General features: G+C 47.8%; 12 protein-coding genes. 9 read left to right on the top strand and 3 right to left on the bottom strand.

The features are described from left to right. The first annotated feature begins 8 nt into the window (after nucleotides 1-8). Nucleotides 9-422, top strand: a complete 414-nt coding sequence (locus FBQ74_RS15290; protein ID WP_139757480.1) for a 3-phosphoshikimate 1-carboxyvinyltransferase — start codon at nucleotides 9-11, stop codon at nucleotides 420-422. Nucleotides 423-490: 68 nt separating this feature from the next. Here FBQ74_RS15290 and FBQ74_RS15285 read toward each other — a convergent pair whose 3' ends face one another. After that, entirely contained in the window at nucleotides 491-799 is a 309-nt protein-coding gene (locus FBQ74_RS15285; RefSeq protein WP_139757479.1) for a hypothetical protein, read from the bottom strand. Beyond that, on the bottom strand, nucleotides 799-1,347 hold the full coding sequence (locus FBQ74_RS15280; RefSeq protein WP_139757478.1) for a YaeQ family protein: 549 nt from the start codon (nucleotides 1,345-1,347) through the stop codon (nucleotides 799-801). The genes FBQ74_RS15285 and FBQ74_RS15280 overlap by 1 nt, the downstream gene beginning before the upstream one ends. Nucleotides 1,348-1,876: 529 nt before the next feature. Here FBQ74_RS15280 and FBQ74_RS15275 point away from each other — a divergent pair. From FBQ74_RS15275 to FBQ74_RS15240, 8 genes are all read left to right on the top strand, one after another. Beyond that, entirely contained in the window at nucleotides 1,877-2,575 is a 699-nt protein-coding gene (locus tag FBQ74_RS15275) for a sugar transferase (RefSeq protein WP_205912265.1), read from the top strand. A gap of 460 nt (nucleotides 2,576-3,035) precedes the next feature. After that, complete coding sequence (locus tag FBQ74_RS15270; RefSeq protein ID WP_139757477.1) at nucleotides 3,036-4,148, top strand: polysaccharide pyruvyl transferase family protein; 1,113 nt, start codon at nucleotides 3,036-3,038, stop codon at nucleotides 4,146-4,148. Continuing rightward, entirely contained in the window at nucleotides 4,135-5,088 is a 954-nt protein-coding gene (locus tag FBQ74_RS15265; protein ID WP_168190686.1) for a glycosyltransferase family 2 protein, read from the top strand. The genes FBQ74_RS15270 and FBQ74_RS15265 overlap by 14 nt, the downstream gene beginning before the upstream one ends. Nucleotides 5,089-5,101: 13 nt before the next feature. Continuing rightward, entirely contained in the window at nucleotides 5,102-5,971 is an 870-nt protein-coding gene (locus FBQ74_RS15260) for a glycosyltransferase family 2 protein (RefSeq protein WP_139757475.1), read from the top strand. 2 nt (nucleotides 5,972-5,973) lie between these two features. Continuing rightward, nucleotides 5,974-6,996: a GGDEF domain-containing response regulator gene (locus FBQ74_RS15255; protein WP_139757474.1), complete on the top strand. Its 1,023-nt coding sequence runs from the start codon at nucleotides 5,974-5,976 to the stop codon at nucleotides 6,994-6,996. A gap of 200 nt (nucleotides 6,997-7,196) precedes the next feature. Next, a complete protein-coding gene (gene rho / locus FBQ74_RS15250) occupies nucleotides 7,197-8,462 on the top strand; it encodes a transcription termination factor Rho (protein ID WP_139757473.1) in 1,266 nt (421 codons plus the stop codon). Nucleotides 8,463-8,594: 132 nt separating this feature from the next. Then, nucleotides 8,595-9,884 carry an amidohydrolase gene (locus FBQ74_RS15245; protein ID WP_139757472.1) on the top strand — a complete coding sequence of 430 codons (1,290 nt, stop codon included), beginning with the start codon at nucleotides 8,595-8,597 and terminating at the stop codon, nucleotides 9,882-9,884. 36 nt (nucleotides 9,885-9,920) lie between these two features. Further along, on the top strand, nucleotides 9,921-12,677 hold the full coding sequence (locus tag FBQ74_RS15240; protein ID WP_139757471.1) for an ATP-binding protein: 2,757 nt from the start codon (nucleotides 9,921-9,923) through the stop codon (nucleotides 12,675-12,677). On the opposite strand, the gene nhaA is transcribed toward FBQ74_RS15240, so the two are convergent. Continuing rightward, nucleotides 12,664-13,935, bottom strand: coding sequence for a Na+/H+ antiporter NhaA (nhaA, locus tag FBQ74_RS15235; protein ID WP_139757470.1), 1,272 nt, complete (start codon nucleotides 13,933-13,935; stop codon nucleotides 12,664-12,666). The genes FBQ74_RS15240 and nhaA overlap by 14 nt on opposite strands. Nucleotides 13,936-13,970: the final 35 nt, after the last annotated feature.

Raw genomic sequence — 13,970 nt, 5'->3', positions numbered from 1 at the left:
GTTAGCCATTGAAAAACCGTAAATCAACCATTCACCCGACGGCTGATCCCGCTATGCAGGCGCTGCTGAAGCGCCTTAACCCTGCGATAGCAAACAGTTTTACGACTGAACAACTTTGCGCGCTGGCATCGGTAGTAGGTGCCCGGGGCGGCCGTCTTCACGCCGTGGATGTGCGCTCTACTATCAAACTGCCTTTCATCCCGTTTAGTTTTTATCTGGTTTTTCTGATGGGCAGAAACCGGCGGACTCTGTCTAAACGTGAGCAGGCTATCGCTGTTTTCTCATTGCTTTTATTCGTAACGATCAGTTTTACGCTGGCGGCCTGTTTTACGGTGCTTATGCTTTATCTGGTAAAATCTGCGCTGGGTATCGATTTGATAAGTGGTTACTCATTAGGTATCTGGCAGTGGTACAACAGCTGACAGAACTCAGCAGGTCCGGGAGACTAAAGCCGTTCTGATGACCGGCGACAGTAGCAAGTCTGCACTTTTTAATCTTCAGGGCCCAGAAGTGTAAAGACCAGATGTCGGCGCATGTCTTTAAGCACCACGCCTTTTTTTAACAAAGCGGCGCTCAGGCGCCGTTGCCACTTTCGTAACTCAGGTTCCGCTTTAGCCAGCTGCTCAGCACTTTCAAATTGAAAGCGAAGCAGTAGTGAGCCTGGGAACTGGTGATATTCCACCGTAAACCAGCACTGCACCATACCGGCTAATTCTTCCCGGCCCTGCGCTTCAAGATTGTCTGCAACACTGAAAATCAACGCTTGTTGTTTAAGCTGTACGGCAGATAGCTTTTTCATTACAAATGTTTCTCTATTGCTACTTCAACACTTTCGGTGGTATCTGCGCCTTCGATAGTCAGCCACATCTGCCCGTCCTGAATGGTTACCTGAATTTGCATAGAGCGCTGAACAGCGTTTGCCAGCGAAGTTGCAAGTGCTTCAGAAACAGTACGTACAGACAAGTTTTTCCTGCTTTGCAATTTGTTTTTCTCTTTGTTCCACCAGACATCAAAGCTGTTATCAGCGTAAGCATAAATCATCATGTGCTGACTTTGGTTACAGCCTTTTTTTATCCGCTGCTCAGAAGGCTGGCCCAGCTCTATCCACAGTTCTATTTCATCGCTGAAGCTTTTTTGCCATAAGTCCGGCACTTCATCATCTGACAATCCTTTTGTGAATTGCAGTCGCTCGTGGGCATTCTCGATAAACGCAATGATACGCAGCATCATGCGCTCGTCGTTTTCAGACGGATGACGGGCTATTGTCAGGTTATGATCATTATAATAGTTTCGATCCATATCTGAGATGGAAAGGTGGGCTTTAAAAATGGTCGCTTTAAGTGCCATGGGCTTCCTGAATTAGTAAGTAGCAAGACGCATTCTGATGCGTGAACAATAACATGCCGCTGTGGCGGGAATATTACCAGCTCTTGCAGTAATTCGCTCGCGCCCATTCCATAAAAGTGCTCGTGTCATGCCTGGTTAATCAAGGCTTCGAAGGAAGCATCAAAGTAAACTACTTAATGGTGGGGCACCCAACTTTTACACCTGTATACCGGCTTTAAAAGCTAACGCTATTGCTGCGGGTCTTTTCAAAATAAAAATAACCTCGCAATTTGCAATTCAAAACGCATTTCAAACGCCCTATGTCGCTGAAGTTAGCTTTAGTCATTTTTTGTAAAGTATTTAAATAACAATAGGTTAAATATTTATTTCGGAAATGGCATGAATGTGGCTATCTATGGTTATCACACGTTGAAGTAATTAGGTCACTGAAAATGAAACGCTTACCACGTCACCTGACACTGACCAACACAATGTATGCCAGTAATACAGATTTTCTAAGAATTACCCACATTGAAAAGGGAATGAAGCCATGAACACAGCACGTCCTTTACACCAGGCTCACGCCACCGTAGTTACTGCACCGGCCGTTAGTGTAGATGAAGCTTTGCAAAACAAAGCGCGTTACATGCACAAAGGCATTCCGATGTTTTTACAGCAGGCAGCGGCATTAACTATTTTGTTGTGTCTGTCGCCCGTACTTCTGCTGATAGCATTGTTTATTAAAATGGAAAGTCAGGGACCTGTGCTATTTGCCCAAACCCGCGTAGGAGAGTTTGGTCGCCAGTTTCGTTGCTACAAACTGCGTTCGATGCATGTGCCGGGTTCGCCACAATATAAAGCCCCGGTTGCCAGCAACAGTGATCGCGATGGTATCTGCCAGAAGTTTTACCACGATCCGCGCATAACGCGTATCGGCAAATATCTGCGCAAGTATTCAGTGGATGAGTTACCGCAACTTATCAATGTGGTTAAAGGTGACATGGCAATGATTGGGCCACGCCCTCACCTTGTCAGCGAATACTGCCAGTATAACCGTCAAATTATGCCACGCCTTTACTGCAAACCGGGTCTGACAGGTCTGTGGCAGGTATCAGGTCGCGCAGATACCACGTTCGAAGAGCAACTGAATCTGGATAAGCGCTATATCGTCGAGCAGTCTATCTGGACAGATATGAAAATACTGGCAATGACGGTGCCTGCGGTATTAGCAGCCAAAGGGGCTTACTAATCAACAAAACGATTTCTTCATAAGGTGTGTTCTCCCACTGTTCAGCCCCTCTGTGAGGGGCTTTTTTTTTAACTATTTCAATAAGACGTTTTTGGGCAATACCCGCGCCACTGCCAGGCCAGGCTCCGTTAGTGGTTAGTCATACCCTCACTCCAATCCGCCAAAACATATCATCGGGCATGTCACGGTTGTCGGGCAGCAGCGGGATTCATTATCACAAGATAAGTGAGCAGGGCCTGGAGCAGGTTTACTGTTTTTTTAAATGCCAGTTGGCCAGCTGACTCACAACGCTACCTGAAAACCATATTGCATTACTGTTGCAGAATAAAAAATCGCGCTTTGCAAATTAATAAACATTCTCCGTGATTTTTAAAAAACGCATATAAAACATAAAGATAAAAGTTGGACCGGTTTCTGCAATTCTCCTTGTGTACCGCGCAGGGAATATTGGAGAAACCCTATGATTTCAAAATACGATGCTTATCTGGTTGGCCATTACGGCATGCAAAACAGCGGCGACGACGCGTTATTGCTGGCGACACTTTATGGTGCTCAATCCGTATTGGGCTGCAAAAAAATGCTGGTTTCTTCTTACAACAAAACGTTGCCCAGCGGTTTTAGCGCTGACATCGCGACGCTTCATGAAAAACCGGCTTTTAAAGGTCAGAACAGAATGACCCACTACATCGGTGCAGCGCGCAGCAAACGAATTATTTTTGGCGGTGGCTCGGTACTTAATTCAGCTGCTGACATCAATCAGAAACGCCACATGATGGCACTGGCCGGTAAAGGGAAAAGTATGGCACTGGGGGTGGGTATTGCGCCTTTCACCTACCTGAACGACGAGCTGGCCTGCCGTGACTTTTTAAACGAGTGTGGGTTAGTCGCTCTGCGCGACCAGGGAAGTTTTGATATCGCTAAACATATTGCGCCTCGCGCAAATCTGGTTAAAGCCTTTGACCTGGCGCCGACACTGTTGTCTTTCGGCGCTAAGGCCACACAGCAGCCGCGCAGTGGTGTAGCGATTAATCTGTGCGCCCGGCCCACCAGTGCACCAGCATCGGTAAATGCTAAGGCAGAAGCAATGCGTGTGGTACGCATCTGCGAATTCATTGAAAAGCTGTGGTACCACACGGCGCAGCCTGTCACGTTGTTGAGCTTTAATGGCCACCCAGTCTACGGTGACCATCATATACACAATAAGATCCGCGCCAGAATCGGGGGACGGGTGCCGCTAAACATTGTGGATTACAACCCGGATCCGCTGGAAATGCTTAAAATCCTGGCGTCGTTTTCCGCAGTCGTCGGCATGCGCCTGCACTGCAATATCTTCTCTTATATGACAAACACACCGTGTATGGCGCTTAACTACCATTCAAAAAGTGTGCAGTGGTGCCATCAGGTAGGCATTCCGGCTGATTATCAAATGGATGCAGATAACATCAACCCGGATGCATTACTCAATAAAGTGCTGGAGATCACTCACAGTACTAAATCGTCTGCCAGCCTGCCTGTTTCAGACGCGATCCAGACCGCATTCATCAATTGGGGGCAGCAGTATGAACAAGCCTGAATTTAGCGTGGTTATTCCACTGTACAACAATGCTGAACAGATTATTAATGCTATTGAAAGCGTGCAGTTACAAAAATATCCGGTTGACGAGATTATCGTGGTTGATGATGGTTCTACCGACAACGGGGCAGAACGTATCGCGCAAGCGAATTTGCCAAAGGTCAGACTGATAAGCCAGAACAATCAGGGTGTAGCGGTTGCACGCAATACGGGTGTCGCACATGCCAAAAACCCGTACATCGCATTTATGAACGCCAACGATCAATGGATGCCGTTTTTTACCGAAGAGATGGCCATGCTCATCACACACTTTCCTGAAGCAGAGTTTTATGCCAGTCGCTATCAGTGTATCGACCAGCACGGCATGTGCGCCGATGCCAGAATCAGACTGCCTTACGTTAATCCTTACGGCATGCTGATAGACAACTACTTCAGTGTGGCATCCCGTGGAGATACCCCTTTTGTAATGTCTTCTTCGGTGATTAAGAAAACCCTGTTTGTTGAAACGGGCGGCTTTCCAGCAGGCGAATCAGCGGGTGAGGACCAGGAGCTGTTTGTGAAGGTGGCATTAAAAGGTCCTATCGCCTACAGCCCGAACGTACATGTGCGCTATTACCGCGTTGCGGGCAAGCATGTAGCGGAAACGACGGCCCCGGTTCGGGAGTGTCCCTTCAGCGCTCGTTTGGGGCTGCGGCTAAAAAACAGTCAGATGGACGAGCAACTACAACGGGATATCGAACGGTATTGCGCTGCCCATCTTTGTCACGTAGCGCGACAGAATCTACTTGCAGGCCACTATGCCAATGCGCTGGCTCTGCTTAATGATACGCGGGCAAACCGCAAACCTGTTTACAAGCTTCTGTTCGGTTCGCTTGCGCTAATGGGACTTATTCAGCAGCAGGTGCGAGCACCAGCCCGCTGGTTCAAGCATAGCAATTAAAGGAATCTTCAAAATGAAAATCAATGCGATCTGTGTCGTTAAAAATGAAGCTGACATTATTGAAGAAACCTTATTGAATGCCATGAAGTTTTGCCACCGCATTTATCTTTTTGACAATCATTCTGATGACGGCACCTGGGAAATTGTGCAGAACATGGCAGTCCGGTTTAAACAGATTGTGATTGCCGTTCGCAGCGACGAGGCCTATCGGCCGCAGCTTAGAAACCGGATATATAATATGTACCACCATCTGTACGATGAGAACGACTGGTGGTACATCGTCAATGCTAATGAGTTGCTGCATACCTCACCACGGCCCTTGCTTGAAAAAGCGCTTCGCGCCGATAAAAACCGCATGGATGTGTGGCTGGCAAACTTCTATTTCACAGACGAAGATCAGCGTCATCATGGTTTGGAAGATACCCGTCAGACAGTGACAGAGCGCCGTCGCTTTTATCGGATAAACTGGCGCGAGGCGCGCTTTTTCAAAAACGACCCATGCCAGAAATGGCCTGAAAATATCACTGCCTGTATGCCGTTGTGGGCTGACAAAAGCTATCGCAAAGCACCGGTATGCAGACACTACGCTGAACGTTCGCCAGAGCAAATGAATACCAGAAACGCCGGCCGCGCAAACCAAACAACGCGCTCTGTGAATACTGAAAGCTGCAAAGCTACCGATAATCTTAAGCAAGCCAGCAAGCTGCACCGGTATAACAAAGATGGCAACTTCACCTTCACAACCCGTGAAAAGCTGCACTTTTATCTCAAAGCCAGCTTGCTGCGAGGTCAGGGAAAAATAAAAAGCCTGGCTTCATTGTTTAGCCGACCGGAAGGTAGCAATAAGGTTGAGTCTGCGGTTCACCTGACAAAAGGACACTGACCATGCGCTTAGTAAAGTCATTTGAGCAGTGCCGGGTGCTGGTGGTTGATGATAATGCTCATCAACGCGAAGCGCTGTGCCGGGTTTTAAGTCAGCACTTTACTGTTGCTGCAGTGGATAGTACGCAGGATGTTAGCGCATTTTTTGATGCAGGTGTGTCACCTGACTTGGTGCTCATTGCACTGGATATGGATGATGAAAGCGGCCTGACGTTGTGCCAGACACTTCGTCAGCGCAAAGACTGCAGCGATATGCCTGTCATTATGGTCACCAACAATATCAGCGATGCCATTCAGGAGCGTTGTTGGCAGGCCGGTGCCACCGATTTTGTGGTCAACCCTGTGCCGGCCACCCTGATTCACCGCTCACGCAATCATCTTAAAAATTATCTGCAACTAAAAACGATGGAGAAGCTTCTCATGCACGACGCTCTGACTGGGGTAAAAAATCGCAACTTTATGCACAATGAAGCTTTGCGTATAGCCGGCGACCTGGCTCGTGAAGAAAGAGAACTGGGAATTATCTTGTTAGATATTGATGATTTCAAAAAGCTTAACGATACCTTCGGGCATGAACACGGCGACCGCTGCCTTAAAGCTGTCGCCCAGGCAGTCAGTGCTAACTGTAAGCGACCGGGCGATACAGTAATCCGGTTTGGTGGCGAGGAGTTTCTGGTCATGCTGCCACGTACCGGTGAAAAAGGCGTACGCCGAATAGCAGAGGATATCGTCAACAGCGTGGCAAAGATTCAACTGGCGTATAGTGAAAATGTGGTTAGCCGCGTGACGGTCAGCGTCGGCGCCACCTGGCGATACAGTATGGATGGCCAGTCTCTTGACGAAATGATTCATGAAGCAGATATGGCAATGTACAGCTCAAAGCGCGCGGGCAAAAACCGTTTTACACTGGCGCAACCCGCTGTCGTTGGTGAACGTAAAAAGTGGCGGTGTCGACCGGTAATGCAGGGAAATTTTATTAATAGCGTGACAAAAAACCGCGCTATATTAGCTAAACATAAGGTTTAAACGATAAAAATTCGATCTTTTTTAACAGTTCCGCGGTAAAACGCTGGACGAGCTTCCATTATGGTGCTAACGTTTTGGTAGCTCTCATCTGAGCAGCGTTCTGCTAGCCCGTATCTGGGTATACAAAACCTTTTCTAATAATGAATAAGCGACCGAGTAGTCTGTAAGCGAAGTCCAAGTACACACAAAGACCCACCAGTATGAATTTAACTGAACTAAAGAACAAACCAATCAGCGAGTTGGTTAACCTGGCCGAAAAAATGGGCCTGGAAAACATGGCGCGAGCCAGAAAACAAGACATCATTTTCTCAATTCTGAAAGCCCATGCCAAAAGCGGTGAAGATATTTTTGGTGACGGCGTTCTGGAGATTCTACAGGATGGTTTTGGATTTCTTCGCTCGGCAGACTCTTCGTATTTAGCCGGTCCTGATGACATTTATGTCTCTCCCAGCCAGATACGACGTTTCAATTTGCGTACCGGTGATACCATCGCCGGAAAAATCAGGCCACCAAAAGACAGTGAGCGATATTTTGCCCTGTTAAAAATTCGCGAAGTAAACTTCGACAAGCCTGAAAACTCCCGCAATAAAATCCTTTTTGAAAACCTTACCCCATTGCATGCCGCATCACGTCTTCGTATGGAGCGTGGTAACGGGTCAACGGAAGATATCACTGCACGTGTTCTTGACCTGGCGTCACCGATTGGTAAGGGGCAGCGCGGCCTGATTGTCGCACCGCCTAAAGCCGGTAAGACGTTATTGCTGCAAAATATTGCGCAATCTATTGCGGCGAACCAGCCAGAATGCGAACTGATGGTACTGCTTATTGACGAGCGCCCGGAAGAAGTTACTGAGATGCACCGCCTGGTTCAGGGTGAAGTAGTTGCATCGACGTTTGATGAGCCAGCCAGCCGCCACGTTCAGGTTGCTGAGATGGTTATCGAGAAAGCCAAGCGTCTTGTTGAGCACAAAAAAGACGTGGTTATTCTGCTTGATTCAATCACTCGTCTGGCCCGTGCCTATAACACAGTGATTCCGTCGTCCGGCAAGGTACTGACAGGTGGTGTGGATGCCAATGCGCTGCACAAGCCCAAGCGCTTCTTTGGTGCCGCACGTAATGTAGAAGAAGGCGGAAGTCTGACTATCATTGCAACGGCCCTGATTGATACCGGCTCTAAGATGGACGAAGTCATCTATGAAGAGTTTAAAGGTACCGGAAACATGGAACTGCATCTGAATCGTAAGATTGCTGAAAAACGTGTATTCCCGGCCATCGATTTCAATCGCTCAGGTACGCGTCGTGAAGAATTGCTGACCAGCCAGGATGAACTGCAGAAGATGTGGATCCTGCGCAAGATTGTGCACGAGATGTCTGAGATTGATGCGATGGAGTTCCTCATCAACAAGCTTTCGATGACAAAAACCAATGATGAATTCTTTGGTGCAATGAAACGACAGAAAAGCTAACACCCTTTCTTTCGAAAAAAGCGCACTTCGGTGCGCTTTTTTTATGCCTGCTAAAAACAGCACAAATGATCTTTATTCCCCGGCGCTGATTATTTTTGATACTGTAAAGAAAATATAAAACGGGGAACGCACATGAAAAAAACACTTCTGGGACTGGCACTTGGGCTGGCCTTTGGCACGGCATCAGCACAAAGCGTTGATGAACTGGTTGATAATGTTGAGCCACAGGTCATTGAATGGCGTCATCATTTTCACGAAAACCCTGAGCTATCGAACCGTGAGTTTGAAACCGCTAAATACATCACTGAATACCTGAAAACGCTGGATGTTGAAATAACCACTGAAGTCGCCAAAACGGGTGTAGTAGCCGTGCTGGATAGTGGCAAGCCAGGGCCTACCGTGGCATTACGTGCCGACATGGACGGACTGCCCGTTAAAGAACGTAATGATTTACCCTGGAAATCAACCAAAACCGGTGAATTTGATGGTAATACCGTTCCGGTCATGCACGCCTGTGGGCATGATACGCACATGGCAATGCTGATGGGCGCTGCCGAAGTGCTGACCCAGATGAAAGATCAGCTGCGCGGTAAGGTAAAATTTATCTTCCAGCCCGCTGAAGAAGGCGCACCTCCGGGAGAGAAAGGCGGTGCTGAGGTTATGGTAAAAGAAGGTGTTCTTAAATCGCCGGATGTAGATGTCATCTTCGGGCTTCACATTAATGCCAACACGGATATTGGCAAAGTGCGCTATACACCGGAAGGGGCAATGGCCGCTGTTGATCCGTTTAAAATTGTTATCAAGGGCAAGCAGGCACACGGCGCATATCCGTGGAAAAGCGTCGATCCTATTGTAACCGCAGCACAAATGGTCATGTCTTTACAGACCATCGTTAGCCGAGAAATCAAAGTTATTGATAGTGCTGCTGTGGTTTCAGTTGGCTCAATTCATGGCGGGAACCGTTCCAATATTATCCCTGAAGACGTTGAATTGGTAGGGACTATCCGAACGCTGAGTAAAGAAGCCAGAGAACATATCTATGAAGCGATGGAGCGCAAGGTAAAGGGCATTGCTGATAGTATGGGCGCAAAAGCCGAGCTGACACTGCCGCTGGATTATAGTTATCCGATTACCTTCAACGATCCCGATCTGACTGCTCGTATGCTGCCAACTATTCAGGAAGCTGCCGGAAAAGAAAATGTTTTGTTGTCCAAGCCGGTTACCGGCGCTGAGGATTTCTCTTTCTTTCAGGAAGAAGTCCCGGGTTTATATCTTTGGGTAGGTGGCAAACCATTAGACGTTTCGGTTGAAGAATCACCGGCTCACCATACGCCAGAGTTTTATGTTGATGATAAAGGCATGAAATTAGGCGTAAGTCTATTAACCAAAATGACAATAGACTATATGAATAAAAGTAACTAGGGTTAAGTTTATATGGCGTAATTTTTTGAGGATAGCGTGCAGTCAGTTGTTGTTGCAGTAGCATTGGCTATTCTCGGCGCCGTGGTAAATTTTTTACCAGAACCTATTATCACCGAAGGTGTAGCCACCTTTGGTGGTATCTTTGCCATTGCTTCGGCACTGCTTTTTCCTTCGCGGGTTTCTGTTCCTCTTATTGCGGTTATATTTGCGCCCTTGTGGTGGCGCTATGATAACTATCTGTCTTTGCTCATACTCAGCCTTCAACCTGTTATTGCCAGCCTGACGTGCTATAAAAAAGGGCATTTCAGGATACTGATGGTGGCTGGCCTTGGCTGGTCCCTTGTTGCATTACCTGCACTGCTGTTCATCCAGTATATTTTGCATGAGCAGATATTTGTAGTGGCGCTGACTTCTGCTGTGGTCACCTGGCTGTCAGGAATAACGGCCGTGGTTTGCGGCCATTTGATTTATCTTACAGTGTTCGCGGTCAGACCCCTGTCGGGTATGCAGCCTGTCTCGTTTAGCCCTCTTCTTACTTATTTTTTCGCGGCTGTATTTTTTACCGGCAATCTTGTCGTTAACTATTTGCACATTAATAGTGTGCAGGTTGATCAGATGAGTGATATCGAACTGTACATGCGCCAGCGCACACAGGTTCTTTCAGAACAACTGGATAGCTTTATTGCAAGGCACCGGGCAGCAATTATTCAAAATGCTGGCATTCTCTCCTCACAGACAGACAACCAGGCTCAACTACTGCCGCTGCTGGCACAGGCAAACCCGGACTTCCTGACCCTGCTGATCGCTGATGGAAACGGAGAGATAACCCATGCATTTCCCCGAAGCGTGTTGCAACGGGCGAATAAGGTGGGCCTGACTAATGTTAAACAGCGTCAGTACTTCGCTGCGGTTGAATCGTCGAATGCGCCGTTTATTTCTGAAGTATTTAAGGGAAGAGGGTTTGGCGACGATATCATCGTGGCTATATCCGCACCGGTGATAGATGAGCAGAAGCAATTCAGGGGCATTCTGGAAGGCTCGCTGTCTTTGCAAAGCTTTGCTTATTTTGATGCGCAGAATATTCCCGGCTTTGCTATGCTCATTCAGGATGCTAACGATAAAGTGATTTATGCTTCGCCAGCGCTTGGCCTGGCGCCAATGAGTTTGCCGCAATTTGATGTGTGTCAGGAGCAGTACTGCGCGGGCCTTTTTCAGTTAAATAGCAAAATCTGGCTGAATGAAACTGAGCCTTTGGCGACTAACAACTGGAAAGTAAGTCTGTACTACGATGTTATGTGGTACGAACGCCTTATCGGCGAATATATGCTTCGGGCGCTAGCACTGCTTATCGTGGTGTGTCTCTTAGGCATTATAGCCGGCTTTGGTATTGCCTGGTTATTGGCAGGTCCGCTTAAAAACCTTGCTGAACACTTTAAAAATCTTAATCCGGCGATGGATGGAACACTGGGCATAGACCACGACAGTCGACTTTACCTGCAGGAAATCAGCGCGCTTGATGAAGCGTTCTCCCAGCTCCAGCAACGCCTGCGCTATGCATTTGGTAAGCTGGCATCTGCTAATCAGCGACATCAACAGCTGAATAATCAACTTGAAGAGCTGAATACATCACTGGAAAGCCGCGTAAAAGAGAAAACAAACTCGTTGGAAGATGCCTTACTGGAGGCGCAAAAGGCCAGTAAGGCGAAAACGGAGTTTCTGGCAAATATGAGTCATGAAATCCGAACCCCGATGAATGGAATTATTGGCAATTGCGATAATCTGCTGCAACAGTCCCTGGACGAGGTTACGCACAGGCGGGTAAATACGATTGCCCAGTCGGCATCGCAGCTTCTGATGATTCTGGATGCAATTCTGGACTTATCAAAAATTGAAGCGGGCAAGATGACCACAGAGTCGGTTAACTTTAATCTGCCTGACTTACTTAACAATGCACTTGCAACTTATCAGCAATCCGCGCGGCAAAGATCTAACCGGTTAATGGCGAACCTGGGCAAAATTCCGGCGTACGTGAACGGCGATCCCGGCAAAATCAGCCAGATTCTTAATAACTTACTGAGCAACGCCATTAAGTTTACCTCTGAGGGGACGGTGACCCTTCAGGCCGCTTTCAATGAAAACATGCTTACGCTCACTGTTTCTGATACTGGTATCGGGATAAGCGAGGACAATCAGCAACAGATATTCAATGAATTTGAACAGGCGGATGCATCTACCACTAGGCATTACGGTGGTACAGGACTGGGATTAGCCATTACACAGAAGCTGGTTAAACTTCTCAACGGCATGATTACTGTAAATAGCCAGCCGGGGCAGGGTGCCACATTCACCGTACATCTGCCCTTGAATGTCTCAGCTGAGCCGCAACAGGGGCAGGTGTCACCAGTTGCCGCTACTATCAAACCAAACGCAATGATTCTGGTTGTAGAAGACAACGATGTTAACGCCCAGATAGTGATTGATATGCTCAGTCATTTTGGCGCTAAAAGCATGCGGGTGGCCGAAGGTGAAACGGCCCTCAGGGTACTCGCAAAGCGCAAGTTTGATGTTATTTTAATGGATTGTCAGATGCCGGTTAAAGACGGTTTTGAAACCACCCGTAGCTTGCGCAGCGAACCCGGCCCGAATCAAAACACGCCCGTTATCGCCCTGACCGCAAATGCCTTTAACGAAGACCGTGATGCCTGCCTGGCGGCAGGCATGAACTTGCATTTATCCAAGCCGATTAAGCGTGAGCGACTAATCGCTGCGCTGAGTCAGTTTATCGCTGGTTAGAGTCAGGTTCGGTAATTACTTCTGGCTCATTCACATTTTCAGCATTTTGCGCCGCTTCCTCAGCCTTACCCCGGCCTATGACATACAGTACAATGTATCCGGCGATAGCCGAGACCAGTGAACCGGCCAAAATGCCTACCCGTTCATCGAACATGCGATTGACGCCTGATTGCTCAAAAGCCAGTGCCCCGATAAACAAACTCATGGTAAAGCCAATCCCGCACAACAAAGAACAGCCATAAATATGACGGAACTTCAGGTCAGCGGGCAACTTTGCCAGCCCAAGTTTTACAACAATCCAGCAAAAGGTAAATACACCGAGCTGTTTGCCCACAGTCAGACCCAGAAATATGCCGAATGTCACCGGATGAAATATGCCTTCCGGACGAATAGCCCCAAAATTAATGCCGGCATTGGCAAACGCAAAAATAGGTAAAATAGCAAAACTAACCGATGCACTCAGCTCATGTTCGAGCTTGGTTACCGGTGAATGTGAGGGGTCATTATGGCTACGCATAGGAATAAACGCTGCCAGTACAACACCGGCAAGTGTGGCATGCACACCTGATTTAAGTAGTGCCACCCACAGCACCAGGCCTACAAGTATGTATGAGGGTAAATCTACCACATTACGGCGGTTCATCATCCACAATACAATGAGACATCCTGCTGCAATATACAGTGCGGTTTCGGTAATGTTGCTGGTATAAAACAGCGCAATAATAACGATGGCACCAATGTCATCAATAATGGCCAGTGTTACCAGAAATACTTTGAGACTGGCCGGTACGCGACTGCCCAGTAAAGCCAGCACGCCTAACGCGAAGGCAATATCTGTGGCAGCAGGAATCGCCCAACCGGACATTGCCTGACTATCGCCCCAGTTAATCCAGACATAAATTAAAGCAGGAATAGCCATACCGCCCACAGCGCCAGCAGCGGGCAAGACGATCTCCTTGGGATTGGATAGCTCGCCCTCGCAAACTTCCCTTTTTAACTCAAGCCCGACATGAAAGAAAAACACTGCCATCAGACCATCGTTTATCCACAGTAACAGAGGTTTTTCGATGCCCCAGTCACCGGCTGCAATAACTACCGGTACTTCGATTAGTTGGTTATACCAATATTCAAGCGGGGAGTTAGCTACAAACAGCGCAAGCGCCGTGGCAGCCATCAATACGATACCCGCAGAAGATTCGCTCCTGTAGAAGTTGGTAACAACGTGGTTTAGCTGTTGTACGGTCTTTTTCAAACTCATCGTTCGCCTCAGTTAAAACATGTCGCAAAACCCGC

Origin of the sequence: Salinimonas iocasae (assembly GCF_006228385.1) — a bacterium.
GTDB classification, from domain to species: domain Bacteria; phylum Pseudomonadota; class Gammaproteobacteria; order Enterobacterales; family Alteromonadaceae; genus Alteromonas; species Alteromonas iocasae.
This window is presented reverse-complemented; position numbering and strand designations above follow the sequence as displayed.